The organism is Gordonia phthalatica (assembly GCF_001305675.1).
Classification (GTDB): Bacteria; Actinomycetota; Actinomycetes; order Mycobacteriales; family Mycobacteriaceae; genus Gordonia; species Gordonia phthalatica.
This window is the reverse complement of record NZ_CP011853.1, coordinates 3,700,778-3,724,788: the sequence shown is the minus strand read 5'-3', so window position 1 is coordinate 3,724,788 and position 24,011 is coordinate 3,700,778. Positions and strand designations below refer to the sequence as shown.

The 24,011-nt window shown below is 68.2% G+C and carries 28 protein-coding genes; 12 read left to right on the top strand and 16 right to left on the bottom strand.

Annotation, left to right across the window (positions count from 1 at the left end):
- Nucleotides 1–33: 33 nt before the first annotated feature.
- Nucleotides 34–690 (bottom strand): GNAT family N-acetyltransferase, encoded by a 657-nt coding sequence (locus ACH46_RS17510; protein ID WP_062394058.1) that lies wholly within the window; start codon nt 688–690, stop codon nt 34–36.
- Nucleotides 691–854: 164 nt separating this feature from the next.
- Between ACH46_RS17510 and fadD8 the strand changes: the two genes are divergently transcribed.
- Together fadD8 and ACH46_RS17500 are read left to right on the top strand one after the other, a co-directional pair.
- Nucleotides 855–2,471, top strand: a complete 1,617-nt coding sequence (gene fadD8, locus ACH46_RS17505) for a fatty-acid--CoA ligase FadD8 (protein WP_062394057.1) — start codon at nt 855–857, stop codon at nt 2,469–2,471.
- Between the two features lie 71 nt (nt 2,472–2,542).
- Nucleotides 2,543–2,710 (top strand): ferredoxin, encoded by a 168-nt coding sequence (locus ACH46_RS17500; RefSeq protein WP_417935305.1) that lies wholly within the window; start codon nt 2,543–2,545, stop codon nt 2,708–2,710.
- Between the two features lie 39 nt (nt 2,711–2,749).
- Here ACH46_RS17500 and ACH46_RS17495 read toward each other — a convergent pair whose 3' ends face one another.
- Both ACH46_RS17495 and ACH46_RS17490 read right to left on the bottom strand, forming a co-directional pair.
- Nucleotides 2,750–3,229, bottom strand: a complete 480-nt coding sequence (locus ACH46_RS17495) for a nitroreductase family deazaflavin-dependent oxidoreductase (RefSeq protein ID WP_062394055.1) — start codon at nt 3,227–3,229, stop codon at nt 2,750–2,752.
- 18 nt (nt 3,230–3,247) lie between these two features.
- Nucleotides 3,248–4,411, bottom strand: coding sequence for a steroid 3-ketoacyl-CoA thiolase (locus ACH46_RS17490; protein ID WP_062394054.1), 1,164 nt, complete (start codon nt 4,409–4,411; stop codon nt 3,248–3,250).
- Between the two features lie 201 nt (nt 4,412–4,612).
- On the opposite strand from ACH46_RS17490, the gene ACH46_RS17485 reads away from it, so the two are divergent.
- Together ACH46_RS17485 and ACH46_RS17480 are read left to right on the top strand one after the other, a co-directional pair.
- A complete protein-coding gene (locus ACH46_RS17485) occupies nt 4,613–5,839 on the top strand; it encodes a cytochrome P450 (RefSeq protein WP_193392994.1) in 1,227 nt (408 codons plus the stop codon).
- 37 nt (nt 5,840–5,876) lie between these two features.
- On the top strand, nt 5,877–6,317 hold the full coding sequence (locus tag ACH46_RS17480) for a nuclear transport factor 2 family protein (RefSeq protein ID WP_062394052.1): 441 nt from the start codon (nt 5,877–5,879) through the stop codon (nt 6,315–6,317).
- A 73-nt stretch (nt 6,318–6,390) separates the two neighbouring features.
- Here ACH46_RS17480 and ACH46_RS17475 read toward each other — a convergent pair whose 3' ends face one another.
- Together ACH46_RS17475 and ACH46_RS17470 are read right to left on the bottom strand one after the other, a co-directional pair.
- Nucleotides 6,391–7,467, bottom strand: a complete 1,077-nt coding sequence (locus ACH46_RS17475) for a 2,3-butanediol dehydrogenase (protein WP_062394051.1) — start codon at nt 7,465–7,467, stop codon at nt 6,391–6,393.
- Nucleotides 7,468–7,565: 98 nt separating this feature from the next.
- Entirely contained in the window at nt 7,566–8,012 is a 447-nt protein-coding gene (locus tag ACH46_RS17470; RefSeq protein ID WP_062394050.1) for a DoxX family protein, read from the bottom strand.
- A 135-nt stretch (nt 8,013–8,147) separates the two neighbouring features.
- Between ACH46_RS17470 and ACH46_RS17465 the strand changes: the two genes are divergently transcribed.
- On the top strand, nt 8,148–8,480 hold the full coding sequence (locus tag ACH46_RS17465; protein ID WP_062394049.1) for a winged helix-turn-helix transcriptional regulator: 333 nt from the start codon (nt 8,148–8,150) through the stop codon (nt 8,478–8,480).
- A gap of 83 nt (nt 8,481–8,563) precedes the next feature.
- Here ACH46_RS17465 and ACH46_RS17460 read toward each other — a convergent pair whose 3' ends face one another.
- Genes ACH46_RS17460 through ACH46_RS17450 form a run of 3 tightly spaced genes read right to left on the bottom strand, consistent with a single transcriptional unit; the run spans nt 8,564 to nt 11,841 of the window.
- A complete protein-coding gene (locus ACH46_RS17460) occupies nt 8,564–9,733 on the bottom strand; it encodes a thiolase domain-containing protein (RefSeq protein WP_062394048.1) in 1,170 nt (389 codons plus the stop codon).
- Nucleotides 9,733–10,809 carry a thiolase domain-containing protein gene (locus tag ACH46_RS17455; RefSeq protein ID WP_062394047.1) on the bottom strand — a complete coding sequence of 359 codons (1,077 nt, stop codon included), beginning with the start codon at nt 10,807–10,809 and terminating at the stop codon, nt 9,733–9,735. Before ACH46_RS17455 ends, ACH46_RS17460 begins: the two co-directional genes overlap by 1 nt.
- Nucleotides 10,810–10,827: 18 nt before the next feature.
- A complete protein-coding gene (locus tag ACH46_RS17450; RefSeq protein ID WP_062394046.1) occupies nt 10,828–11,841 on the bottom strand; it encodes a Zn-ribbon domain-containing OB-fold protein in 1,014 nt (337 codons plus the stop codon).
- Nucleotides 11,842–11,900: 59 nt separating this feature from the next.
- On the opposite strand from ACH46_RS17450, the gene ACH46_RS17445 reads away from it, so the two are divergent.
- Nucleotides 11,901–12,935 carry an LLM class F420-dependent oxidoreductase gene (locus ACH46_RS17445; protein ID WP_062394045.1) on the top strand — a complete coding sequence of 345 codons (1,035 nt, stop codon included), beginning with the start codon at nt 11,901–11,903 and terminating at the stop codon, nt 12,933–12,935.
- A 20-nt stretch (nt 12,936–12,955) separates the two neighbouring features.
- Here the strand turns inward: ACH46_RS17445 and ACH46_RS17440 are convergent, their stop codons facing one another.
- From ACH46_RS17440 to ACH46_RS17425, 4 genes are all read right to left on the bottom strand, one after another.
- Nucleotides 12,956–13,894 (bottom strand): RNase H family protein, encoded by a 939-nt coding sequence (locus ACH46_RS17440; protein ID WP_157851087.1) that lies wholly within the window; start codon nt 13,892–13,894, stop codon nt 12,956–12,958.
- Between the two features lie 67 nt (nt 13,895–13,961).
- Entirely contained in the window at nt 13,962–14,447 is a 486-nt protein-coding gene (locus tag ACH46_RS17435) for a hypothetical protein (RefSeq protein WP_062394043.1), read from the bottom strand.
- Between the two features lie 219 nt (nt 14,448–14,666).
- Nucleotides 14,667–15,077, bottom strand: coding sequence for a PaaI family thioesterase (locus ACH46_RS17430; protein WP_062394042.1), 411 nt, complete (start codon nt 15,075–15,077; stop codon nt 14,667–14,669).
- Nucleotides 15,078–15,120: 43 nt separating this feature from the next.
- Nucleotides 15,121–15,927 carry a crotonase/enoyl-CoA hydratase family protein gene (locus tag ACH46_RS17425; RefSeq protein ID WP_120298898.1) on the bottom strand — a complete coding sequence of 269 codons (807 nt, stop codon included), beginning with the start codon at nt 15,925–15,927 and terminating at the stop codon, nt 15,121–15,123.
- A gap of 73 nt (nt 15,928–16,000) precedes the next feature.
- Between ACH46_RS17425 and ACH46_RS17420 the strand changes: the two genes are divergently transcribed.
- Both ACH46_RS17420 and ACH46_RS17415 read left to right on the top strand, forming a co-directional pair.
- The gene (locus tag ACH46_RS17420; RefSeq protein ID WP_062394040.1) at nt 16,001–17,632 is read left to right on the top strand and encodes an acyl-CoA synthetase; all 1,632 of its coding nucleotides are present in this window, start codon (nt 16,001–16,003) and stop codon (nt 17,630–17,632) included.
- Between the two features lie 27 nt (nt 17,633–17,659).
- Nucleotides 17,660–18,793, top strand: a complete 1,134-nt coding sequence (locus tag ACH46_RS17415) for an NAD(P)H-dependent flavin oxidoreductase (protein WP_062394039.1) — start codon at nt 17,660–17,662, stop codon at nt 18,791–18,793.
- A 1-nt stretch (nt 18,794) separates the two neighbouring features.
- On the opposite strand, the gene ACH46_RS17410 is transcribed toward ACH46_RS17415, so the two are convergent.
- Entirely contained in the window at nt 18,795–19,037 is a 243-nt protein-coding gene (locus ACH46_RS17410) for a type B 50S ribosomal protein L31 (protein ID WP_062394038.1), read from the bottom strand.
- Nucleotides 19,034–20,296: a ribosome hibernation factor-recruiting GTPase MRF gene (mrf, locus tag ACH46_RS17405; protein WP_062394037.1), complete on the bottom strand. Its 1,263-nt coding sequence runs from the start codon at nt 20,294–20,296 to the stop codon at nt 19,034–19,036. Before mrf ends, ACH46_RS17410 begins: the two co-directional genes overlap by 4 nt.
- A gap of 95 nt (nt 20,297–20,391) precedes the next feature.
- Between mrf and rpmB the strand changes: the two genes are divergently transcribed.
- From rpmB to rpsR, 4 genes are read left to right on the top strand one after another with little or no spacing between them, the layout of a single operon-like run.
- Complete coding sequence (gene rpmB, locus ACH46_RS17400; protein WP_062395588.1) at nt 20,392–20,628, top strand: 50S ribosomal protein L28; 237 nt, start codon at nt 20,392–20,394, stop codon at nt 20,626–20,628.
- Nucleotides 20,625–20,795, top strand: a complete 171-nt coding sequence (gene rpmG / locus ACH46_RS17395) for a 50S ribosomal protein L33 (RefSeq protein ID WP_226995888.1) — start codon at nt 20,625–20,627, stop codon at nt 20,793–20,795. The genes rpmB and rpmG overlap by 4 nt, the downstream gene beginning before the upstream one ends.
- Nucleotides 20,795–21,100, top strand: coding sequence for a 30S ribosomal protein S14 (gene rpsN / locus ACH46_RS17390; protein WP_062394035.1), 306 nt, complete (start codon nt 20,795–20,797; stop codon nt 21,098–21,100). The genes rpmG and rpsN overlap by 1 nt, the downstream gene beginning before the upstream one ends.
- On the top strand, nt 21,100–21,312 hold the full coding sequence (gene rpsR, locus ACH46_RS17385) for a 30S ribosomal protein S18 (protein WP_062394034.1): 213 nt from the start codon (nt 21,100–21,102) through the stop codon (nt 21,310–21,312). The genes rpsN and rpsR overlap by 1 nt, the downstream gene beginning before the upstream one ends.
- A gap of 49 nt (nt 21,313–21,361) precedes the next feature.
- Here the strand turns inward: rpsR and ACH46_RS17380 are convergent, their stop codons facing one another.
- Nucleotides 21,362–22,879, bottom strand: a complete 1,518-nt coding sequence (locus ACH46_RS17380; RefSeq protein WP_062394033.1) for an AMP-binding protein — start codon at nt 22,877–22,879, stop codon at nt 21,362–21,364.
- A 3-nt stretch (nt 22,880–22,882) separates the two neighbouring features.
- Entirely contained in the window at nt 22,883–23,995 is a 1,113-nt protein-coding gene (locus ACH46_RS17375) for an acyl-CoA dehydrogenase family protein (RefSeq protein WP_062394032.1), read from the bottom strand.
- Nucleotides 23,996–24,011: the final 16 nt, after the last annotated feature.

The window sequence follows — 24,011 nt, the reverse complement described above, 5'->3', positions numbered from 1 at the left end:
CTCGCAGACCGGGCCTGTCGTGGTCGATCAGGGTTACGCGCTGGGGGCGCGGACGACCATCGGGACGCCGGGGAACAGTGCGGCCATCTCGCCGCGCGACTTGCGCAGTGCGGCGGTGCCGTAGCCCTTCTTGCGGGCCGACGGACGGATCCAGATGCGGACGTCCACCTCGCCGCCGCTCAGTTCACCGAAGACGATGCCGATCTTCTCCTCGCCCTCGAGGGCCACCAGCCAGACGGCGTCCTCGGCGTCGACGCGGCCGACGCCCTTCGCGATCTCCTCGCTGACCTCGCCGGCCGGGGCGCCCGAGCCGTCGCCCGCCACGCCCTGCTCGGCGGTGCGCTCGGCGAACAGATCGGCGTCGTCGTCGGCGGAGAAGGGGCGGAGGTCGAGGGTGTCGCCGGTGCTGGCGGGACGCTCGGCGAGGGTGAAGGTGATGGATTCGTTGAGGTTGTCGAGCTCGGCCTGGTTGTTGCGACGCTCGGTCTTGGTGAGCTGGTGGAACGACATGTTCAGGATGGCTTCGGCGCCCAGTTTCGACTTGCCGAGCAGCTCGGCGATGGCGGTCGCGGCCGCGTCGCGGTCCTCCGCGTCGACGATCGCGTCGAGAACGTCGTGGCGTCGTTCCATCGCCGTCAACAGCGCGTCGGTGATGTCTCGTCGGGTTGCTGCCTGGTCCAGATCAGTCATAGCTCGATAGTAGGTGCGATCGCGGCCGCGTGCTTGTTCTTTCTCTCGCTGATCGGAATGTTGTCGAACCGTTCGTCCGACCGTCGCGCGGCGGCTGTTGCTGTCGGGCAACGGTTTTCGGACACTTCCTTTCGCAAAGTTAGAACACGTTCTAGTATTCGCCTATGGGATCCGAAACGAATGCCGTCGATGCGCTGCGCAACCCCGTCCACCTCGGCGACCTGATGGTCGCCGCGCTGCATCGGCATCGAGACACGCCGGTGCTTCGCCTCGGGGATGCGGAACTGACCGGTGGCGAGATGGCGGAGCACGTCAGTCGGTACATTCAGGCCTTCGAGGCCGCGGGCGCGGGCGCCGGCATGGCGGTCGGGTTGTTGGCGTTGAACCGACCCGAGGTGCTGTTCGTCATCGGTGCCGGTCAGACGCAGGGCTGGCGTCGGACCGCACTCCACCCGCTCGGCTCGCTCGACGACCACGCGTACGTCCTCGCCGACGCCGGCGTCTCGACCCTGGTGATCGACCCGAACCCGAAGTTCGTCGAGCGCGCCGTCGACCTGGTGAATCGAGTCGAGAGCCTGACGCAGGTGCTGACCCTGGGGCCGGTCCCCGCGGAACTGGCCGACGTCGGCACCGACATCGTCGCCGCCGCAGCCGGGTACGAGGCCCAGGAACTGCGCGCCGCGATCCTCGATCCGGAGCACGTCGTCTCGATCACGTACACCGGCGGCACCACCGGCAAGCCGAAGGGCGTCATCGGGACGGCGCGCTCCATCCTCACCATGACGCAGATCCAACTGGCGGAATGGGAGTGGCCCGAGCGCCCCCGATTCCTCATGTGCACGCCGCTCTCGCACGCTGGCGCCGCGTTCTTCGTTCCCACGCTCATCAAGGGCGGGACCATGCTGGTGCTCGGCGGCTTCAACCCTGCCGAAGTGCTGGAAACCATTGAGCGCGAACGGATTACCGCCACCATGTTGGTGCCGTCGATGCTGTACGCGCTGATGGACCACCCCGACTCCAAGACGCGCGACCTCTCGTCGCTCGAGACCGTCTACTACGGCGCCTCCCCGATGAACCCGGTCCGCCTGGCCGAGGCCATCGACCGCTTCGGCCCCATCTTCGCCCAGTACTACGGGCAGTCCGAAGCGCCCATGGTCATCAGCTACCTCCGCAAGGACGAGCACGACGCCGCACGCCTCGGCAGCTGCGGTCGTCCGACCGCCTTCCTGCGGACCGCACTGCTGGATCCGGAAGGCAATCGCGTCGCCCGCGGCGAGCCGGGCGAGATCTGCGTCTCCGGACCGCTCCTGGCCGGCGGCTACCTGGACCTGCCGCAGCAGACGGCCGAGACCTTCGTCGACGGGTGGCTGCACACCGGCGACGTCGCTCGCGAGGACGACGACGGCTTCTGGTTCATCGTCGACCGCACCAAGGACATGATCGTCTCCGGCGGATTCAACGTCTTCCCGCGCGAGGTGGAGGACGTGGTCGCCGAGCATCCGGCCGTCGCGCAGGTGGGTGTGATCGGCGTGCCCGACGAGAAGTGGGGTGAGGCGGTGACCGCGGTGGTGGTGCTCCGGCCCGACGCCGACACCGGCGACGACGCGAAAGCCGCGGTGGCCGCGGACATCCAGGCGGCGGTCAAGGAACGCAAGGGGGCGGTGCAGTCGCCGAAGCAGGTGGTCTTCGTGGATGCGCTGCCGCTGACCGCACTCGGCAAACCCGATAAGAAGGCGCTCCGCGCCGAGTTCTGGGAAGGCGCCGGCCGGAAGGTCGGCTGACGACGATGAGTGATTCTCCCGAACTGACCGTCGTTGCGAACCTCGACCTCTGCGACGGCTACGGCGAATGCGTGAAGGCCGCGCCCGACTACTTCGAACTGGACGACGACGGCTTCGTCGTCGTGAAGAAGAGCGATGTGACCTCGGAGGCGGAGGGCCGCGTCATCAATGCCGTGACGCGCTGCCCGAAGTCGGTGTTCACGTTGCTCGCAGACGGAAAGCCCGTCGAACTGCCCTGACCGAGACCGGGCCGACCCCGCGGTGGGGTCGGCCCGGTGTCACGCCGGCTCGCAGATCACAACGGGGATCTGGCGGTCGGTCCACGCAGCGTAGGTGTCGAAGTCCGCGTAGAGCTCCACCAGTCGCGGCCACAGGTCGGCGCGCTCGGCGTCGTCGGCGATCCGTGCGCGATACGGAAGCTCGTCGCCGCCCGTCTGGATGCGAACTCGCGGCTCGTCGCGCACGTTGTAGTACCAGTCCGGGTTCTTCGGCAGTCCGCCCTGGGAGGCGACGAGGATGATTGAGCCGCCGTCGCGCAGGTACAGGAGCGGGACGGTCCGCTCCTGCCCGGACTTGCGACCGACGGTCGTGAGCAGACAGACAGGTGTGGGCTTCTTCAGTGCTGCTCCGACGCGCCAGGTCCCGCCGAGCTTCCCGCGGGTGGCTCGGTACAGCCGGGTGTTGAGGCGCGAGCCGAGCTTGATGACCTGCGCGACCACCGGTGAATCGAGTTGCGCGGGGCGCGCATTCGGATCCATGTCTGCCTGCTCCGCCGGTCAGATGCGTTCGATGATGGTCGCGCTCGAGAGCGCGCCGCCCGCGCACATGGTCACCAGGGCGGTCTGCTGGTCGCTGCGTTCCAGCTCGTACAGTGCCGTCGTCAGGAGTCGCGAGCCGGTGCTGCCGACCGGGTGGCCGAGGGCGATGGCGCCGCCGTTGACGTTCACCTTGTCCATGTCGGCGTTGTGGACCTGCGCCCAACTCAGTACCACCGACGCGAAGGCCTCGTTGACCTCGAAGACGTCGATGTCGCTCATGCTCATCCCCGACCGCGACAGGACGCGCTCGGTGGCCTGGACCGGGCCGTCGAGGTGGTAGTACGGCTCCGCGCCGACCAGCGCCTGGCTCACCAGGCGGGCGCGCGGGCGCAGGCCGAGTTCCTTGGCGCGGTCGGAGTCCATCAGCAGGATCGCAGCGGCGCCGTCGGAGATCTGTGACGAGTTGCCCGCGGTGTGGATGCCTCCCTCGATGACCGGCTTCAGGTTCCCGAGGGACTCGAGGGTGGTGTCGCGCAGGCCCTGGTCGCGGTTGACCTCGAGGATCTGCCCGGTGAGCTCGCCTTCCTTGGTGCGCTCGGGGGCCTTGACGGTGAGGACCTCGCGGTCGAAGCGGTGCTCGTCCCACGCGCGCTTGGCGTTGGCCTGCGAGCGGAACCCGAGCTCGTCGACGTCGGCCCGCGTGATTCCGCGACGCTGCGCGATGCGCTCGGCGGCCTCGAACTGGTTGGGCATGTCGATGCTCCACGACTCCGGGCGACGCGGCCCGGCGTTCTCGCCGACGTTCGCACCCAGCGGCACGTGCGACATGCATTCGACGCCGCAGGCGATTCCGACGTCGATGGTGCCGGTCGCGATCAGGCCGGCGACCATGTGATTGGCCTGCTGAGCAGATCCACACTGGCAGTCGATGGTGGTGGCGCCGGTCTGCCACGGCAGTCCCGCATGCAGCCAGGAGGTGCGCGTGACGTTGTTGCCCTGCTCGCCGACCTGCATCACCGCGCCGCCGACCACCTGCTCCACGAGGGCCGGGTCGATGCCTGCGCGTTCGACGACGCCGCGCTGGGCGGCGCCGAGGATCTCGGCCGCGTGCAGGCCCGACAGCCAGCCGTTCCGCTTTCCGATCGGGGTACGAACTGCTTCGACGATCACTGGCACGCCCATGGCGACTCCTTCTCTGCTGAATGCATCTGACTCAAAACTAGAACAAGTTCTTGTTCGCGTCTATCCAGTGTGGCAGAGTGAGAGCTACCAAAATTGTAACGGGTTCTCATTCCTGTCCGCGGGGATCCGAAGAGGTTCAAGAATTGAGGTGATGACGTGACCCAGACGCAGAGCGACAGCGCGTCCGGCACGTGTCCGTTCATGCATCAGGAGGGGTGGGATTTCACCGACCCCGACCTGCTGCTGGAAGGTGTTCCCGTCCAGGAGTTCGCGCAGCTGCGTAAAACCGCCCCGGTCTGGTGGAACGCTCAGCTGCCCGGCAAGGGTGGCGGCTTCCACGACGGCGGATACTGGGCCGTCACGAAACACGAGCACATCCGCGAGATCTCCAAGAATGCGGACGACTGGTCGGCCAACGAGAACGGCGTCATCATCCGCTTCGAGGACGACATGCCCGCGGAGCAGATCGAGGTCACCAAGTCTCTGCTGATCAACCACGATCCGCCGGATCACACCCGTCTGCGCAAGGTGGTCTCGCGTGCGTTCACCCCGAAGGCGGTCCACGCCCTCGAGGAGAAGCTCGACGACGCCGCTCGCGACATCGTCCGCCGTGCCGCCGAGGCCGGCTCCGGCGACTTCGTCCACCAGGTGGCCGTCGACCTGCCGCTCCTGGCGATCGCCGACCTCCTCGGCGTGCCCGAAGAAGACCGGATGAAGCTGTTCGACTGGTCCAACTCGATGATGAACGGCGACGATCCCGAGTTCACGACGGATCCGCTCACCGCCAACATGGAGATCCTGGGCTACGGCTACAACATGGCCGAGTCGCGCAAGAAGTGCCCGGCCGACGACATTGTCACCCAGTTGGTCGAGGCCGATATCGACGGCCACGGACTCACCGAGGCGGAGTTCGGCTTCTTCTTCATCCTGCTGACCGTCGCGGGCAACGAGACCACGCGCAACGCGATCACGCACGGCATGAACGCCTTCCTGGAGAACCCCGAGCAGTGGGAGCTCTTCAAGAAGGAGCGGCCGGCCACCGCGGTCGACGAGATCGTTCGCTGGGCCACCCCCGTCAACGTCTTCCAGCGCACCGCCAAGCGCGACACGCAGGTCGGCGGCGTCGACATCAAGGCCGGTCAGCGTGTCGGCATGTTCTACGGTTCGGCCAACTTCGACGAGGACGTCTTCGAGGACCCGTTCACGTTCAACATCCTGCGCGACCCGAACCCGCACGTTGGCTTCGGCGGCAACGGAACTCATTTCTGCATCGGAGCCAACCTGGCCCGCATGGAGATCAACCTGATGTTCAACGCCCTGGCGGACATGGTGCCCGACATCAGCAAGCTCGGCGACCCCCGTCGTCTGCGCCACGGCTGGATCAACGGCATCAAGGAGCTCCAGGTCGATTATGGAACTGTGAAATGAGCGGTTCGCTGAACGCTTCGCGCCCAGGAACCGAGCAATGAGCGAGGCTCCCGCCTACCTGAACATCGATCGCGAGAACCATCCGGCCGTGCTCGCCGGCCGTCGTTCCCGCGATGCGGTCGAGGTCCGCGACAAGCAGGCCTGGCTCGACAACTTCTCGGCCACCGGATCCGTCGAGGATCCGGTGGGGCCGTCGATGTTCGACGAAGAGGGTAAGGGTCACCGGGGCGCCGAGGGGCTGTCGGCGTTCTGGGACAAGGCGATCGCGCCGACGGAGAAGATCGACTTCCAGTTCGAGAAGGAGATCATCTGCGGCGACGAGGTGGCGTACATCGGCAAGATCGTCACGTACATCGCTGGACACATCTCCGAGGCTGAGGGTGTGTTCACGTACCGGGCCGACGCCGACGGCAAGATGCAGGCGCTCCGCGCCTATTGGGAGGTCGAGGCGACCATCGCCTCGACGCGGAAGGCCTGACGCGACCATCGGCCCGAACGCCGAGCCCCGTCCATTCAACGAATGGACGGGGCTCGGTCGTCTCCGGCTCGGATCAGAGACCGGCGCCGGACGGCGAGACCAGGATCTTGACCGCCGTCTCGTTGCGGTGCAGCAGGGTGTCGTAACCTTCGCTGACCAGCTGGTCGAGGCCGATCTTGCCGGTGATGAACGGGGCGAGGTCGATCTCGCCGCTCTCGACCAACGCGATCGTCTCCGGGTGGCTGTTCACGTAGGCGATGGTGCCGCGCATGTCGATCTCCTTGAGCACCAGCTTCTGCATGTCGACGGAGGCCGGGTGCCCCCAGATCGACACCACCACCAGGACGGCGGTCGGCTTGAGCGCGTCGAGCAGGGTGTCGAGGGCGGCCTGCACCGACGTGCATTCGAAACCCACATCGGCGCCGCGGCCGCCGGTCAGCTCGCGCACCCGGGCGAGGACGTCCTCCGACGCCGGATCGAGAACGTGGTCGGCGACCCCGGTCTCGGTCGCCTTCGCGCGGCGCAGCGGGCTGGGCTCGCTGATGATCACCGAGATGCCGCGCGCTCGGCAGTTGGCGGCCGTCAGCAGGCCGATCGGGCCGGCACCGGTGATCAGCGCGACGGCCCCGGCGCCGGCTCCGCTGCGCTGGACTGCGTGGAAGCCGACGGCGAGCGGCTCGATCAGCGCGGCTTGATCGAGCGGGACCGACGGCGAGATCTTGTGCACCCAGCGCCGTTTCACGGCGATCCGCTCGGCGAGCCCGCCGCCGCACCCGCCGAGGCCGATGAAGTTCATGTCGGGAGAGAGGTGGTAGTCGTGGCTGTCGGGGCCGGTGTCGACGTCGTCGGCGATGATGTACGGCTCCACCACCACGTGGTCGCCGACGGCCAGGTCGGTGACGCCCTCGCCGACCGAGGACACCACGCCGGACATCTCGTGGCCGATGGTGACCGGCGCGCTCTCACCGCTGAGCGGCTGCGGATGGTGTGCGGGCGGGATGAAGATCGGACCGTCGGCGTACTCGTGGAGATCGGTGCCGCAGATGCCGCACCAGGCGACGTCGATGCCCACCATTCTCGGCTGCACGACGGGATCGTCGATGTTCTCGATGCGGACGTCTCCGCGGTCGTAGTAGCGGGCGGCTCTCATGGTGGGTCCTCTCGTAGAGCGGTCGGGGACCCCACTCTGATCGCCGCGCCAGACGCCGACAAGCGTTGCAGACGGTTGCAACGCTTGTCGGCGGGGTCTCAGGCGTCGATCGATTCCCGTGCGTCGTCCTTGCCCGCCGCCTTCAGCAGGTAGGAGTCGACGGCCAGCGGTCCCTGGTTGACGAAGCCGACGGCCAGCAGGCCGGCGATCAGGGCGAGGGCGAGCTCGTAGCCGCCGTCGCCGACCCAGAAGCCGTAATCGATGTGGGCGATGAAGATGGCGCCGATCATGTCGAGGATCAGGATGGCCGCGACGATCGGGGTTGCTAGACCGATGACCAGCAATCCGCCGCCGACCAGTTCGGCGATCGCGGCGACCCATGCCGACAGCGACGGCACGGGAGCACCCATGGCCTCGAAGTTGGTGGCGACGTTGTCCATGCCCCAGACGAAGAACTTCTGGCATCCGTGGGCGATGAAGATGATGCCGAGGATCACGCGGCCGATGGTGACGGTCAGCGACTGGCCGGTCTTGATGGTGTTCATGAAGCGGGGCTCCCTGTGTGAGGTCGTCGGTGACACCGGGCGGTGTCGTCGTCGGCCCCGCCGGTAGTCGAGGCGACGGCAAGATTCAATCACTTACTTTTCGTAAGTTCAAGCCCTGCGCGCTAGCATCGAAGCATGATCCCCTTCGACGTCTTCGCGAAGCAGTGCCCGTCGCGCGAGGTGTTTTCGCACGTCACCGGGCGTTGGGGAGCCCTTCTCATGGGCAAGCTCAGCACTGTGCCGAAGCGTTTCTGGGAATTGCGTGAGGAAGTGGAGGGCATCAGCGATCGCATGCTGACGCAGACCCTCAAGACGCTGGTCGGCGACGGTTTGGTGACCCGCACGATGTCCGAGGACAAGCCCTCGCATCCGGAATACGCGCTCACGTCGGCGGGCGAGGCCGTCGCGGCCGCCGTCCGAGCCCTGGTGGAGGCCGTTCAGAACAACATGCCCGAGCAGGTGGCGTAGCGAAGAAGAACGTTGGCGACATCTTGCCGCTCTGAGCGGCAAGATGTCGCCAACGTTCTGCGTTGCGGTCGGGTTCTGGCCCGCTACGGCTTGTCGGCCCCCAGCAGCCACATCGAGAAGTACTGTGAACCGCCGCCGTAGGCGTGGCCGAAGGCCTTGCGGACGTCCGGGACCTGGTGGTCGCCGCCCTTGCCCATCACCTGGATCGCGGCCTCGGCACAGCGGATCATTCCGGACGCGCCGATCGGGTTCGACGACAGCACGCCGCCGGACGCGTTCACCGGCAGCTTGCCGCCGATCTCGGTCTCGCCGGCCTCGGTGAACTTCCACCCCTGGTACTCGGGCATGAACCCGAGGTTCTCCAGCCACATCGGCTCGAACCACGAGAACGGCACGTAGATCTCCGCCGTGTCGACCTCTTCCAGGGGGTTGGTGATCCCGGCGTCGCGCCAGAGCGCCGCGGATGCGTCGCGCCCGGCCTGCGGGCTGACCACATTGCGGTGCGAGTAGGACAGCGGCTCGGTGCGCATCGCGGTGGCGTGCACCCACGCGACCTTCCGTCCCTCGGCGATCGCGTCGTCGGCGGTGGCCTCGTCGCCGAGGACCACGGCGCACGCGCCGTCGGACGACGGGCAGGTCTCGTCGAAACGGATGGGGTCCCACAGCATCTGGGAGGCCATCACCTTCTCGACCGTCAGGTCGGGCTGGTGCAGGTGCGCGAGCGGGTTCTTGGCGCCGTTGCGGCGGTCCTTGGCTGCGACCATCGCACCGATGTGCTCGGGCGCTCCCGAGTTGTGGATGTACGACCGCACGTGCGGCGCGAAGAAGCCGCCCGCACCCGCACCGACCGGCATGGTGAACGGGACCGGGATCGACAGCGCCCACATGGCGTTCGATTCGGACTGCTTCTCCCACGAGACGGCCAGCACCCGGCGGTGGATGCCGCTGCCGACCATCGACGCGCCGACGATCGCCGTCGATGCTCCCACCGAGCCCGCGGTGTGCACGCGGAGCAGCGGTTTCCCGACAGCGCCGATGGCTTCGGCCATCGACAGCTCGGGCATCATCGATCCCTCGAACAGGTCGGGAGCCTTGCCGATGGCGATGGCGTCGATGTCGTCCATCGTCAGGTGGGCGTCGGCCAGTGCGCGGTCGATGGCCTCGCGGACCATGCCCGCCATGGTGATGTCGAGGCGCTTGGCGACGTATTTGGTCTGGCCGGTTCCGAGGACCGCGACGCGATTGCGGCTCATCAGTTCTCTCCTCCTGCGAGCGACTTCTCGCTCGCGAGCGTGACGACCATGTTCTGCTGCAGCAGCGGGCCGCTGGTGGCGTGCGCGACGGCGGTGTCGGCGGTGCCGGTCAAGATCTCGTGCGCGGCGTAGCCGATGCGCTGCAGTCCTGCCGAGAACAGCGAGTGGCCGGTCAGGGCGCCGCCGGACGGGTTGATGCGAGTGCGATCGCCGATGCCGAGCTCGCGCTTCACGATCAGCTCCTGATGCGTGTAGGGCGCGTAGATCTCGGCGACATCGACATCGCGTGACCGGTCGCCGAACGCGGTGTCGGCGGCCATCGCGGTGGACGGCGATCGTGTCAGGTCGCGGGCACCGAAGTTCGGAGTGTCCAGGCGGTGGTCCCAGCCGGTGATCCACGCCGGATTCTCGACCAACTCGCGGGCCCGTTCCTCGGACGCGAGGATCACTGCCGCGCCGGCGTCGGTGTACGGCGCGATATCGTGGGCGCGCAGCGGATCGGCGACGTAGTCGGCGGCCAGCAGCTCGTCGACCGACTTTCCGGTGGTCCGGGCGGCGACGGCGGCCATGTCGGCCTCGGTCCACGCACCCGACTCCAGACCGGCGCGGGCTTGCAGTCCGGCAAGTGACCGGGCGTCGGGGAACAGCGGCAGCACGGTGTACGGATCGGTCTGGAGGGCGAGAGTCCGATCGGAGTCTCCGGCCGAGGCCTTGCCGAAGCCGTAGGCCAGGGCGACGTCGACCTCGCCGGTCGCGATCTTGATCCACGCCTCGTACAGCGCCCAGGCGCCGTCCATCTCGACGTGCGACTCGTTGATCGGCGGCACGGCGCCGATGGCGTCGATGGCCGAGATGAACGAGAACGCACGGCCCGCCAGGTAGTCCGACGACCCGCTGCACCAGAAACCGATGTCGGTGCGGCTGATGCCGAGATCGCTGTACAACTGCTGGAAGCAGGGGACCAGCATCTCGACGCCGTTGGTGGTGCCGGTGGACGCGAGGTCGTTGGTGCTGTGTGCGAATCCCACGACTGCGATTCTGGGCAGATTCGACGCGGGGAGATTCTGTGAACTCATGTGGTTTTCCTTCCCGCTCTAGAGGTGGTGCCGGTACGACTCGAAGTCGGCGTCGGGCTCGCCGTTCGGGGCGAAGTGGCTGATGTTGCGCATCGTGTGGTCCCACTCCGCCTGCGGGCGCCACACGGCATTCACGCGCATGCCCATCCGGACCTCTGCGGCGTCGACGTCGAGGACCAGGTGCAGGAACGGGATGTCGGCGCCGTCGAGCAGCACGTAGGCCGCCACGTACGGCGGCTTGATCTGCTGGCCCAGGAACGGCACGTTGACGATGCAGAACGTGGTGATGGTGCCGGTGTCGGAGACCTCGACGCGCTCGACGGTCGGGCTGCCGTCGGCGGGGCTCACGTAGCGCGGCGGGAAGTAGACCTCGCCGGTCTGGACACGGCCGCCGATCAGCTTGCCGTTCTTCAGTCCCTCCAGATACCAGCTCTCGGCCTCGGCGGCCGAGTGCATGATCGTCGTCGTGATCGGGGTGGAGATCACCACGTTGCCCGCGTCGTCGACGGTCATGTCACCGGTCGGATCCGGTGCGGCGGTGGCGTCCTCGCCGAGACTGAAGTGAGCGATGTCGGTGATGGAGCCGGTCCGCACCGGATGCCACACGGCGTGAACGCGGGCGCCGACGCTCATCTGCGACGGGTCGTCGGCGTCCACCGCGTGCAGCAGGGCGGTGTCGGAGCCGTCGAGCTTGATGAGGGCGAACGCGAAGGGCTTGTCGAGGGGGTGGCCGTCGTAGGGGCCGGGCTGCCACGACCAGCTCTGGACGGTGCCGACGGAGGCGACCTCGACGAGGTCGGTGGTGAGGGCTCCGGTGACCGGGTCGAACTCGGCGGGCGGCGTGGTGACGCGGCCGTCGGAGCCGCGGCTGCCGACGATGCGGCCGTCGCGCAGAGCGAGGGCGAACTGGGACAGGACCGGTCCGAGTGAGCGTGTGTAGGCGAAGGTGTTGGTCAGCTCCGCGGACAGAATGTGTGACTCGGGTGCGGGTACCTGCACCTCGGGGGACGGGTGGGTTGCACTATTGGACACGAGCAAAGTAGAACACGTTCTAGTATTGGTTCGCAAGGGTTTGACGGAAGGACTCCGCAGTGAAACTTGGCCTCCAGCTGGGATATTGGGGCGCGCAGCCGCCCGACGGCGTCCCTGAATTGTTGCGCGCGGCAGAGGAATCGGGCTTCGACTCGGTGTTCACCGCGGAGTCGTGGGGCTCGGATACGTACACGCCGCTGGCCTGGTGGGGAGCGGCGACCAGCACGCTCCGGCTCGGCACCGCGGTGTCGCAGATGTCGGCCCGCCCGCCGACGTCGCTGGCGATGGCCGCGCTGACGATCGATCACCTCTCCGGCGGTCGGCACATCATCGGGCTCGGCGTCTCCGGGCCGCAGGTGGTGGAGGGCTGGTACGGCCAGCCCTTCGCGAAACCGCTTGCGCGGACCCGCGAATACGTGCGCGTGGTCCGTGACGTCCTGGCTCGCGAGGGCGCCGTCACCAACGACGGCCCGCACTACCCGCTGCCGCTGCGCGACGGTCCCGGCGTCACCGGGCTGGGCAAACCGCTGAAGCCGATCGTGCATCCGCTGCGTGCCGACATTCCGATCTGGCTCGGCGCGGAGGGGCCGAAGAACGTGGCGCAGACCGCCGAGATCGCCGACGGCTGGCTCGCGATCTTCTACACGCCGCGGCTGCGCGGCATGTACGACGAGTGGCTCGACGAGGGCTTCGCCAGGCCGGGAGCGCGTCGATCACGCGAGGACTTCGAGATCTCCGCGACCGTTCAGTGCGTCATCACCGACGACGTCGCCGCGGCCCTCGACCGGTACCGCCCGTCGACGGCCCTGTACGTCGGCGGGATGGGAGCCGCGGAGAAGAACTTCCACGCCGACCTCTATTGCCGCATGGGCTACCAGGAAGTGGTCGACGACATCGGCCGACTCTTCCGCGCCGGTCGAAAGGCCGAGGCCGTCGCCGCTGTCCCCGACGAGATGGTCCGCGAGACCATGCTCGTCGGAACCGCCGACGAGGTCCGAGATCAGATCAAGGTCTGGGAAGCCGCCGGGGTCACGACGCTCATGGTGACGGCGAAGGACGTCGAGACGGTGCAGCAGTTGGGTGCGCTGGTCTAGGCCGGGTCTAGGCCCGCGTCCTAAGCGGCCACAGATTCGTGGGTACCGGCTCGATGCTGGTCGGCGAACGCGGTGGCGATCGCCGCGGCGCGGGTCGGGTACTCGTCGACGGGCACCACTCCCTGCATGCGCAGACGGGCCAACTTCGCGAGAGAGTCGGCCCCCTCGTTGAGGGGGACCCCGCCGTGGCCCGGCACCCAGGTGAAGTCGAGGCGCTCGCGTTCGTCGCCGACCCGTGTGCGCAGTCTCGACAGCGTCCGGGAGTCGTCGACGGCGTTGTCGAAGGTGCTGAGTGCGCTGGGGCCGCTGCGCTGCCACCGAAGCAGTGCGGTGATCGCAGGCCGGCTGTCGATGAGGAACTGCAAGCGGCGGTGGGGGATGGCGTCCATCGCCGAGGCCACGGCACGGAGCTCCGCGGCGATGACGCGATACCCGTGATTCCAGTACGGACGAGCAGGGTAGGTGCGCAGGCCGTGGTCGCCGAGTTCAGTGAGCCACCCGCTGCCGGTCGCCTTCTTCACGACGGAGCCGTCGGTCGCCACGACCAGCGGCGGGACGCAGGCCGCGTCGGCCCGCATCCGGGCGTCGAGGTCGGCCTGAATCCGGTCGAGTGCAGCACCGTCGGCCGCCGTTTCACGCTCGATCAGCATCTGAGGGAAGCACGCTTCGAAGTCGGTGAGCAGCGGTCGGGTCATCGCCGGCCCGGCAAGCCTGACGGCGACTCGCGCGATGTGGCCATCGGGAATCGCCGATCGGACTGCCTGGACGGCGTCGAGCAGCGCGACTCGCGGATGGTCGGTCGCGACGATCGCGGACCACCTGCCGAGCGTCGACGTCGCCAGATACCGGCACCGACCGAACTGACTTCGCGATACCGCCAGGTGGACGGTGTGCCGAGGCAATCGGCGGGGGAGGATGATGCCGGGAGCCAACGGGCGGGCAACGGGGATCGGGGACATCGGGGCCTCCTTCACGGGTGGGTTCGTGAAGGCAAGGTATCGCCGGCCTACGACAATTCCGGTCGCGTCACGGAGTGACGATGACGCCGCTGCAGCTGCGTGCGGGGACGGCCCACAGCGCGTTGCTGTTGACGGTGCTCAGCGTCAGCTTCACCTTGCCCGGGCCCAGCTTCGCCGTCGGGATCTGGAACTGATGGGTGCCCGGATACGGCGGCGAGATGTGATTGCGCGCGATGCGTGTGCCCTTCTGACCCGTCGTGAGGTTCTTCCAGTCCAGCCGCGCGGCCGAGTCGTAGCCGACGCCGATCCAGTAGCTGGTGTAGTCGATCACCAGGTAGGTGTTCGAGAGGTACTTCGAGACGATCACGCGGTACGGCCGATACGGCATGTCGACGATGTTCGGGCTGATGTTGATGCAGTCGTGCATGGCGTAGGTCTTGCTCTGGTCCGCGTTCGCGGTGCCGGGCGCGGCGACGGACGCGGCGGTCGCGGCGAGGGCGACGGCCGTGGCGGCGATCTTGCGGGCGGTCTGGTGGCGCATTTCGGTGGTCATCCGATCTTCCCGTGGGCTTCGTACTCAGAGTGTCGTCCGATCGGGTGATGGTGTTACAGGTCACACCTGTCGACTCCGGGGTTCAAAGGTAGCGGCGACGGCATCGGGGATCCGATGTCGCCGCCGCGTCGCCGAGCCGAGTTCGTGGTCCATTCCTTCGTACCGCGATTCCTCGGCGTCGGCACTGTGCTGTCTGTCGGGTGAATGACACCCGTTGGGCTACGCGGCGGTCGACAGCGAGGTGCCCATGGCGACGGCGCACAGCTTCGCCGTTCCGTCCGCGGCGACGACCTCGATCTCGCACCGCGTCGACGCCTTGCGGCGACCGCCGTGCGTCAGCGTCGCGGTGGCCCGGACCACGTCCCCGTCCCGCGCCGCGGCCAGGTAATCGATGGTGAATCCACTGGTCAGCACGCTCTCGCCGAGCGCTATGCCGGCGGCGAAGGTCAAGGAGTTGTCGGCCAGGTACGACAGCACGCCGCCGTGGACGAGGCCGAACTGCTGGCGGAGACGGTCGTCGATCGGCACCTCCAGGACGACGTGGCGGTCACCGACCTCGGTGATCCGCGCATTGAGGAGACGGCTGAAGGGCTGGGCGTCGAGTACGGCTTGAGCGAGAGTGATGTCCATGCTCTGTGAGGGTGCTCGACGAGGTGGTGCGGGTCAACTGCCCTTACTCCCCGGTGAACTCCGGCTTCTGCTTGTTCGCGAACGCGCGTGGACCGATCTTCGCGTCGTTGGACTGGAACACCGTGGCGCCCAGCTCGGCGTCGATCTTGAAGGCCTCCTCCTCGTGCAGGCCCTCGCTGTCTCGGATGGTCTTGAGGATCGCCTGGACTGCCAGGGGGCCGTTGGCGGCGATCTGGTCGGCGATCTCCAGGGCCTTGTCGAGGGCGGTGCCGTCGGGCACCAGGTGGCCGATGAGGCCGTACTCCTTGGCTTCGGCGGCGGTGATGTGGCGGCCGGTCAGGAGGATGTCGGCGGCGATCGTGTACGGGATCTGGCGGACCAGGCGGACTGCGCTGCCGCCGAGCGGGAACAGGCCCCACTTCGCTTCGGAGACGCCGAACTTGGCGCTCTCACCGGCGACGCGGATGTCCGTGCCCTGCAGGATCTCGGTACCGCCGGCGATCGCGGGACCCTCGACCGCGGCGATCAGCGGCTTGGACAGCCGGCGGCCCTTGAGGAGGGCGGGGAGTTTGGTGAGGTCCCAGCCGCCCTTCGCGAACGAGTCGCCGGGCGCGGACTGATTCATCGCCTTGAGGTCGGCGCCTGCGCAGAAGTAGCCGCCCGCGCCGGTTAGGATCGCGACGCGAATCTCGGGGTCGGCGTCCACCTGATCCCACGCCTGCTCCATGATCCGCATCATCGGACCGGACAGCGCGTTGCGCGCGTGCGGCCGGTTCATCGTCACGATCAGGACGTGCCCGCGCTTCTCGACGAGACATTCCGGAGCGTCGGTGGTGCTCTCGACGGTCATCATTCCTCCTGGTGCGACGAACTGCTGCAACGAATACCTTGCCGCGAACGATAACACGTTCTAGTTTTGAGGCATGGCCCTCACCGTCGCAGACCTTTTCGAGCATGCGGTCGACCTGATGCCCGACCGTGTCGCGATCGAGTCGGGCGACGTCACGCGCACCTACGCCGAGCTCGATCGGCGGGCGAACGCGCTCGCGCACACGCTGCGCGACCGGGGTGTGAAACCCGGCGATGCAGTGGGTCTGTACAGCAGAAACACCATCGAAGCCGTCGAGTCGATGGTCGCCATCTTCAAGGCCCGCGCGGTGATGGTGAACGTCAACTATCGGTACGTGGAGAACGAGCTCGAGCACATCTTCGTCGACTCGCAGATGTCCGTGCTGATCCACGAGCGGCAGTACTCGCCGCGGGTGTGCAACGTGTTATCGAAAACGGCCACGGACATCACTCACCGCATCGTCGTCGACGACAGCTCCGACGGCCCGATCGGGTGCGGCACCGACGACGAGGACGTGACCGGATTCGAGGACGCGATCGCGTCGTCGTCGACCGAACGGGACTTCGAGGAACGCTCTGACGACGACCTCTACATGCTCTACACCGGCGGCACGACGGGGAAGCCGAAGGGCGTCGTCTGGCGGCAGGAGGACGTCTGGCGGGTCCTCGGCGGCGGCATCGATTGGTACACCGGGCGGCCGGTGGAGGACGAGTGGGAGCACGCGCGCACCGGTGCCGCGGGCGGTCAGCTGGTGCGCTTTGCCATCCCGCCGTTCATTCACGGCGGCAGCCAGTGGGCCGTCTTCCAGTCGCTGTTCGCCGGCGGGAAAGCCGTCGTCTACCCCGACTTCGACGCCAACGCTGTGTGGGAGGCGGTGCAACGACACGGGGTCCACGTCGTCTTCATCACCGGAGACGCCATGGCGCGACCGATGATCGAGGCGCTGGAGGCGGGCGATTACGACACGTCGACGGTCGTGTCCGTGGCGTCATCGGCGGCGCTGTTCTCCCCGGCGGTGAAGGACCGCTACCTGGAACGCTTCCCGAACGCGGTGATCGTCGACGCCATCGGCTCGTCGGAGACCGGCTTCGGCGGCATGAGCGCCGCAGTCAAAGGCCAGAGCCGGGTGGGCGCGCCCACGGTGAAGGCCGACCCGAACACCCACGTCCTCGCCGACGACGGCCGACGTCTGGAACCCGGCAGCGGGGAGATCGGTCGCATCGCGCGGTCCGGCCACATCCCGCTGCGCTATCACAACGACCCCACGAAATCGGCCGCCACCTTCGTCGTCTACGACGGCGTCCGCTACTCGATGCCGGGTGACTACGCGACCGTCGAAGCCGACGGCACCATCACGATGCTCGGCCGCGGATCCGGATCCATCAACACCGGCGGCGAGAAGGTGTTCCCCGAAGAGGTCGAGGCCGCGGTGAAATCGCATCCCGACGTTTTCGACGCGGTGGTCGTCGGCGTGCCCGATGAGCGGTTCGGGCAGCGCGTCGCGGCAGTGGTGCAGCTGCGCGACGGTGCCGGCCGCCCGATGCTCGGCTCGCTCGGGGAGGCGGTCCGCGTCGACCTCGCCGGATACAAGTGTCCGCGCAGCGTGTGGTTCGTCGACCGCATCAAGCGCTCACCCGCAGGCAAACCCGACTACCGCTGGGCGCGCGAGCTCACCGAGCAGCGCCCGGCCGACGAAGCCTGCTAGAACCTCCCTTCAACGACAAGGACATTCATGAAGACCCCACTGTGTGAGAAGTTCGGGATCGAGTACCCGATCTTCGGGTTCACCCCCAGTGAAGAAGTCGCCGCCGCGATCAGCCGCGCCGGCGGACTCGGCGTGCTCGGCTGCGTCCGGTTCAACGAGACCGAGGAACTCGACGCGGTCCTGGAATGGATGCACGAGAACACCGACGGCAAGCCCTTCGGTGTCGACGTCGTGATGCCCGCCAAGATCCCGACCGAGGGATCGAAGATGGATCTGGACTCGATGATCCCGCCGGAGCACCGTGCGTTCGTGGAGCGCACGCTCGACGACCTCGGCGTCCCGCCTCTGCCCGACGGCGGCGATCGTGTCAACACCGGCGTGCTCGGCTGGCTGCACTCGGTGGCGCGCTCGCACGTCGACGTCGCCATGGAACACACCCGCAAGTACGGGCAGATCAAGCTGATCGCCAACGCCCTCGGCTCGCCGCCGGCCGACGTCATCGACCTCGCGCACCAGAACGGCGTGGCGGTCGCCGCGCTCGCCGGTGCCAAGGAACATGCGCTGCATCACGTGGACGCGGGCGTCGACATCGTGATCGCGCAGGGCTACGAGGGCGGCGGCCACACCGGCGAGGTCACCTCGATGATCCTGTGGCCCGAGCTCGTCGACGCCGTCGGCGACCACCCGGTCCTCGCGGCGGGCGGCGTCGGCAGCGGCCGACAGATCGCCGCCGCGATCGCGCTCGGCGCGCAGGGCGTCTGGATGGGCACCTACTGGCTCACCGCCGCCGAGTACAACCTCGGCGCGCACAAGGAGGGCGAACCGTCCACCGTGCAGCAGGCGCTGCTGGCCGCGACCTCTCGCGACACCGTCCGCCGTCGCATCTACTCCGGCAAGCCCGCACGACTGCTCAAGACCGCGTGGACCGACGCCTGGGATGCGCCCGGCGCGCCGGATCCGCTGCCCATGCCGCTGCAGAATCTGCTGGTCGGCGAGGCCCACGCGCGGATCTCGGCGTCCGACGACCCCAAGGTCGTGGCCATGCCCGCCGGCCAGATCGTCGGCCGCTGCAACGCGATCACGCCCGTCCAGGAACTGGTCGACGGACTGGTCGCCGAGTACAAGGACGCCGTCGCGCGGATGAACGCGACGCTGGACTGACCTACAGTCCGTACTTCCGCTTGAAACGCTCCACGCGCCCCTCGGCGTCCACCAGACGACTCGTACCGGTCCAGAACGGGTGCGAGTCGCTGGTGACGTCGACGGTCACGAGCGGATAGGTGCGCCCGTCCTCCCACTCGACGGTCGCGTTCGAGGTGACCGTCGAGCGGGTGAGGAATTGCGTCCCGGTGGTCGCATCGCGCACGACGATCGGGTGGTAGTCGGGGTGGATTCCAGGCTTCATCGGGATTCTCCTTCGGTGGTGTCGGACGAGAGCGGTGAGCGTTCGGACGCGGGGAAGTCGTCGCACGGGTCCTGGTGACTGCGGCCGAACGGCGACGGCAGTGCGGCGAGACGGTCGGGCCCGAGGGCGAACTCGGCGTCGGTCACCAGTGCGTCCTCCAGTGCGGTCCGCACCTGGTCCGGGTCGGCGCGGTGGCACAGGACGACGATGCTCGAATGTCGATCGCCGTGGATCGGGTCCCAGTGGACGGACGCCGCGAGCTGATGCTCGGGATCGGCCACCCCATCGGGGCGGGCGGCGATCCAGTGTCCGACGTGGTGGATGCCCAGCGCCTCGCCTGCCGACTCGAGCCACAGGACGTCGTCGGGGTTCGACGCGATCCACAGGCGTCCCTGCGACGCCACGACGCCGTCGAGCAGGACGTCGAGGGCCTCGTGCAGTCGTTCCGGATGGAACGGCCGACTCGCTTCGAAGGTCGTGAGAGCGACGCCGCAGTCGTCGTCGAGTGTCGGCCGACCGGCGAGCAGCGGATCGAACGGTCGTCGCGGTCGCCCGTGCGGTGACTCGTCGGTCTCCGATGCACGCAGTCCGGCGAGCAGCTTCGCATCGAGCATCTGCAGGCTGTTGAGGGTGCGCATGCCTGCGGCCGGCGCCAGCCGGAGCAGCACGGCGTGCAGTCGTGCGAGCTCCCACGCCCCGCCGACCTGGTCGGCGCCCTCGATGACGATCGCGTCGGCGAAACGGACCTGCGCGACGGCGAGCTGGGCGAGCGTGCGCTCGTCCTCGTCCACCGAGAGGCCGGCCTCGGCGACGGTGATCTCGCCGGTCGCGGCGGTGAGCCAGGTCGCGGCGTCGACGCCGACGACGGTGTCGACGATCTGCAACTGATCTCCTGCGCGAGTGCGGATCTCGAGCGCGACCCGATCCGGCTCCATCGCCGGATCCAGCGTCACGACGATCCGGGAGGTCTCCGGATCTCCGTGCAGTTCCCGGAGCAGCGGGATCAGGCTGAGCCGCACGGTGCACGAGATGCAGCCGTGCTCGATCTCGATGTCGTCGACGGTCAGACGGTCGGTGCCCGCGCCGTCGATCCGATGCACGATGCGGGTGACGACGCCGTGTTCGAGATTGCGGAGGTCGTGCGAGACGGTGGCCGTGCCGCGGTTGTGCATGGCGAGGGTGATGCGTGCTGAGGCGGTGCGATCGAGGCCGGTGACCAGGGTCAGCGGGGTTCGATCGGCGGGTTCGAGGGGGTCCACACTCGTTCCTTATCGATAGTCATTTTCATTTACTGGTTCGCCACTGTAGTCTCACCTCCGTCATTAATGCGAATCATTGTCGTTAAGGAGTGGTGATGTCAGGACGATGTCAGGTGACCGGGCGGGTTCCCGGGTTCGGAAAGCAGGTCTCGCACTCGCACCGGAGGACGTCACGGCAGTGGCGCCCCAACCTGTTCCGGAAGACCTATCGGGTGCCGTCGTTGGGGCGTTCGGTGACCCTGCGCGTGAGTGCGAAGGGGATCAAGGTGGTCGACCGGGACGGGATCGATGCGGTGGTCGCACGCATGCTGCAGCGAGGGGAGCGGGTCTGATGGCGAAGAGCACCGACATCCGACCGATCGTCAAGCTCCGCTCGACCGCCGGCACCGGCTACACCTACGTGACCCGGAAGAACCGTCGCAACGACCCCGACCGGCTGGTCCTGCGGAAGTACGACCCGATAGTGAAACGGCACGTCGAGTTCAAGGAGGACCGCTGATGGCGAAGAAGTCGAAGATCGCGCGCGACCGACAGCGTCGCGCGGTGGTGGAGCGGTATGCAGAACGACGTGCCGAGCTGAAGAAGACGATCGCGGACCCGACCCGGGACGCTGCGGCCAGGCGGGCGGCGCAGGTGGCGCTCGCGAAGCAGCCGCGCAATGCCAGTGCGACGCGGCTACGGAACCGCGACGCCGTCGATGGTCGCCCCCGCGGCTACCTCCGGAAGGCGGGCGTGTCCCGCGTCCGGTTCCGCGAGATGGCGCACCGCGGCGAACTGCCCGGCATTCAGAAAGCGAGCTGGTGATGAAGCAGACCAAGAAGCGCAAGGCCGATCCGACCCTGACCTTCGATTACAAGGACACCGCGACGCTGCGCCGCTTCCTCACTGATCGCGGGCGGATCCGCAAGCGCGAGGTGACCGGGCTGTCGGTGCAGCAGCAGCGGCAGCTCGCCACCGCGGTGCGGAACGCGAGGGAGATGGCGCTGCTGCCGGTGTCGGCCGGTCGCGCTTGGTGAGAAGGGGTTTCGACCCGCTTTCGCGGGTCCTGAGCCTGTCGAAGGGCGCTCAACCGGCGAGGGGGTCCGACCGCCAGCTCGGCTCGCCCAACGACGCCGCCAGCGCGGCACGGGCCGTCTTGAAGGTCGCGGTCTCGGGGACCTCGTCGGTGAGCCAGACAGTGGTCGGCCACTGCTTGGGGCCGAGATCGTCCTGCGCGCGCAGGAACTCGTCGAGCGATGCACGGTCGAGGCCCGGCGCCACCAGGACGGCGCCGACGGTCTCGCCGATCTCGGCGGGGACGCCGAGGACGGTCGCCTCGCGGATCAGCGGGTGCCGCAACAGGATCTGCTCGATGGGGCGCGTCCCGAGGTTCTCGCCGTCGACGCGGAGCCAGTCGCCGATGCGGCCGGCGAAGTAGACGTAGCCGTCGGCGTCCACCCACCCGAGATCACCGGTGCGGTACATGCCGCCGCGGAGCCGGTCGGCGGTCGCTGCGTCGTCGCCGTAATAGCCGTCGAACAGGCCTGGGCCGTCGGCGTTGACGATCTCGCCGATCGTCCCGACCGGCGACGGCTCGCCGGTCTCCGGGTCGACGACCGCGTTCGGCGCCCGCAGCGGACCGAGCGCGGTATCGGGGGTGTCCGGCGTGCGGGTGATGGAGACGCCGCCCTCGGTGGAGCCGAAGCCGTCCACCACCCGAGCGTCGAAGCGGCGCTGGAACTCGGCGCGATCGGCGGCGCCCGCCTCGTTGCCGTACATGATGCGGAGGGAGACGTCTGCGTCGTCGTCGCGTTCGGGTGTCGCGAGGACATAGTGCAACGGCTTGCCGACGTAGTTGGCGTAGGTGACGCCGTAGCGACGGAGGTCGTCGCAGAACCCGCTGGCGGAGAACTTCTTCCGCAGCACGATCGACGCTCCCGCGGCGACCGCGACCGACCATCCGGCGATCAACGAGTTGGAGTGGAACATCGGCATCGACAGGTAGGCGACGTCGGTCGAGCCCAGTCCGAAACGGTCCGCGAGCATCACGCCCGGCGCCGCGAACTTCCGCTGACTGCAGCGCACCGCCTTCGGGTCGCCCGTGGTGCCCGAAGTGAAGATGAGCATCAGCAGATCGTCGGGCGACACGTCGCCGAGCGTCCGGTCGGGCGCCGATTCGAGCAGCTCGGTCCACGTCGGATCGTCGATGTTCAACGTCGGCACGGATTTGACGTTCGGCAGCAGTGGGGCGGTCTCGTCGCAGACCAGCACCAGCTGGCAGTCGGCGCGGAGCACGTCGTCGACCAGGGCCTGGCCGCGCCGGGTGCTGTTGAGGCCGACGAGGACGAAGCCGCCGAGTGCGGCCGCCCCGAACAGGAGGCTGAACTCGGGGATGTTCGGCAGCAGCACGCCGACGTGCGGCGGTCGTGCCGGATCGAGCCGCCCCCGCAGTGCCGACGCCCGCAGTCGACTGGCGGCGAGGTGATCCCGCCACGAGACGAACGCGCCTTCGAAGTAGAGGCCGCGGTCGTCCACGTCGGCGAGACCGCCGAGCAGGTCGGCGAGGGTGCGGGCGTCGGTGACCGACGATGCGGGAGCGGTCATGCGTCAGCGCTCGACGGTGAGCAGGTCGCCGAGCTCGTCGAGCACGACGGGCGAGCTGCCGAGTGTGAACTCGTTCTGCTTGGCGCGCAGGAAGTAGCGGTGCACCGGATAGCTGGTGTCGAGGCCGACGCCGCCGTGCACATGGACGGCGGTGTGCGCCACCCGATGTCCGGCCTCGGTGGCCCAGAACTTGGCGGTCGCGATCGCGGCCGTCGGCTCACCGGGTTCGGCGTCGGCCAGCCCGGACAGCAGCCATGCGGCCTGCGTGACGGTCAACGAGAGCGCCTGCGCGTCGATGTAGCCGTCGGCCAACCGCTGTGCGACGGCCTGGAACGAGCCGATGGGGCGAGAGAACTGCTCGCGTTCGCGGGCGTACTCCGCGGTCGCGGCGAGAGCGGCTTCGACGGTGCCCGCCTGGTCGGCGGCCACGCCGAGCCGGAGCAGGTCCAGCGCCTGCGCGACGGTCGCGCCGCCTCCGCCGAGCACCTCCGCCTCGTCGACGGTCACACCGTCGAACTCCACGGTGTAGACGGGGGAGAGGCCGGTGGCGACGGTCTCGACGATGCTGACACCGTCACGGTCGGTGGGCACGGCGATCAGCGCGGCACCGTCGTCCGCGGCGGCGGTCACCAGCAGTACGCCCGCTGCCGCCGCGTACGGAACGTTGACCTTGGCGCCGGTCAATGCCGACCCGGTCAGGCGGGTGCGGGGCGCGGCGGCGTCGTAGTTGCCGTCCTCCTCGACGGCAGCGGACAGCACGACGGTGCCGTCGACCAGGGAGGACAGGAGTCGCCCAGACAGTTCGTCGCTCGCGTGCTCGGCGATCAGCGGGACGCCGGCGAGGGCGTGCGGGCCGTAGGGGAGACGAGCCAGGCCGTGGCCGAGTTCGGTGGCGACGGCGACCGTCTCGAGCGTGGTCAGGCCTGCGCCGTCGACGGTCTCGGGTGCGGCGAGGCCCAGCAGGCCTGCGGCCGCGACCTCGGACCACAGACGCTCGTCGATCGGCGCGCGCTCGGCCTCGAGGTCGGCGACTCGTTCCGCCGGGCTGATCCGGGACACGATGTCGGCGGTCAGCTTCGACAGGTCGGTCGCCGCTTCGGTGGGGGTGAAGTCCATGGGTGAGTCCTTAAAT

What these genes read in the sequence shown, in the direction of transcription:
- ACH46_RS17470 (WP_062394050.1), bottom strand. Translation starts at nt 8,012, where the DNA reads ATGAACACCATCAAGACCGGCCAGTCGCTGACCGTCACCATCGGCCGC.
- ACH46_RS17380 (WP_062394033.1), bottom strand. Translation starts at nt 22,879, where the DNA reads ATGACCGCTCCCGCATCGTCGGTCACCGACGCCCGCACCCTCGCCGAC.
- ACH46_RS17455 (WP_062394047.1), bottom strand. Translation starts at nt 10,809, where the DNA reads ATGAGTTCACAGAATCTCCCCGCGTCGAATCTGCCCAGAATCGCAGTC.
- ACH46_RS17420 (WP_062394040.1), top strand. Translation starts at nt 16,001, where the DNA reads ATGGCCCTCACCGTCGCAGACCTTTTCGAGCATGCGGTCGACCTGATG.
- rpsN (WP_062394035.1), top strand. Translation starts at nt 20,795, where the DNA reads ATGGCGAAGAAGTCGAAGATCGCGCGCGACCGACAGCGTCGCGCGGTG.
- rpmB (WP_062395588.1), top strand. Translation starts at nt 20,392, where the DNA reads ATGTCAGGACGATGTCAGGTGACCGGGCGGGTTCCCGGGTTCGGAAAG.
- ACH46_RS17460 (WP_062394048.1), bottom strand. Translation starts at nt 9,733, where the DNA reads ATGAGCCGCAATCGCGTCGCGGTCCTCGGAACCGGCCAGACCAAATAC.
- ACH46_RS17415 (WP_062394039.1), top strand. Translation starts at nt 17,660, where the DNA reads ATGAAGACCCCACTGTGTGAGAAGTTCGGGATCGAGTACCCGATCTTC.
- ACH46_RS17485 (WP_193392994.1), top strand. Translation starts at nt 4,613, where the DNA reads ATGCATCAGGAGGGGTGGGATTTCACCGACCCCGACCTGCTGCTGGAA.
- ACH46_RS17425 (WP_120298898.1), bottom strand. Translation starts at nt 15,927, where the DNA reads ATGACCGTCGAGAGCACCACCGACGCTCCGGAATGTCTCGTCGAGAAG.
- ACH46_RS17465 (WP_062394049.1), top strand. Translation starts at nt 8,148, where the DNA reads ATGATCCCCTTCGACGTCTTCGCGAAGCAGTGCCCGTCGCGCGAGGTG.
- ACH46_RS17495 (WP_062394055.1), bottom strand. Translation starts at nt 3,229, where the DNA reads ATGGATCCGAATGCGCGCCCCGCGCAACTCGATTCACCGGTGGTCGCG.
- ACH46_RS17430 (WP_062394042.1), bottom strand. Translation starts at nt 15,077, where the DNA reads ATGGACATCACTCTCGCTCAAGCCGTACTCGACGCCCAGCCCTTCAGC.
- ACH46_RS17375 (WP_062394032.1), bottom strand. Translation starts at nt 23,995, where the DNA reads ATGGACTTCACCCCCACCGAAGCGGCGACCGACCTGTCGAAGCTGACC.
- ACH46_RS17510 (WP_062394058.1), bottom strand. Translation starts at nt 690, where the DNA reads ATGACTGATCTGGACCAGGCAGCAACCCGACGAGACATCACCGACGCG.
- fadD8 (WP_062394057.1), top strand. Translation starts at nt 855, where the DNA reads ATGGGATCCGAAACGAATGCCGTCGATGCGCTGCGCAACCCCGTCCAC.
- ACH46_RS17435 (WP_062394043.1), bottom strand. Translation starts at nt 14,447, where the DNA reads ATGACCACCGAAATGCGCCACCAGACCGCCCGCAAGATCGCCGCCACG.
- ACH46_RS17410 (WP_062394038.1), bottom strand. Translation starts at nt 19,037, where the DNA reads ATGAAGCCTGGAATCCACCCCGACTACCACCCGATCGTCGTGCGCGAT.
- ACH46_RS17480 (WP_062394052.1), top strand. Translation starts at nt 5,877, where the DNA reads ATGAGCGAGGCTCCCGCCTACCTGAACATCGATCGCGAGAACCATCCG.
- ACH46_RS17440 (WP_157851087.1), bottom strand. Translation starts at nt 13,894, where the DNA reads ATGTCCCCGATCCCCGTTGCCCGCCCGTTGGCTCCCGGCATCATCCTC.
- rpsR (WP_062394034.1), top strand. Translation starts at nt 21,100, where the DNA reads ATGAAGCAGACCAAGAAGCGCAAGGCCGATCCGACCCTGACCTTCGAT.
- ACH46_RS17475 (WP_062394051.1), bottom strand. Translation starts at nt 7,467, where the DNA reads ATGAGAGCCGCCCGCTACTACGACCGCGGAGACGTCCGCATCGAGAAC.
- ACH46_RS17490 (WP_062394054.1), bottom strand. Translation starts at nt 4,411, where the DNA reads ATGGGCGTGCCAGTGATCGTCGAAGCAGTTCGTACCCCGATCGGAAAG.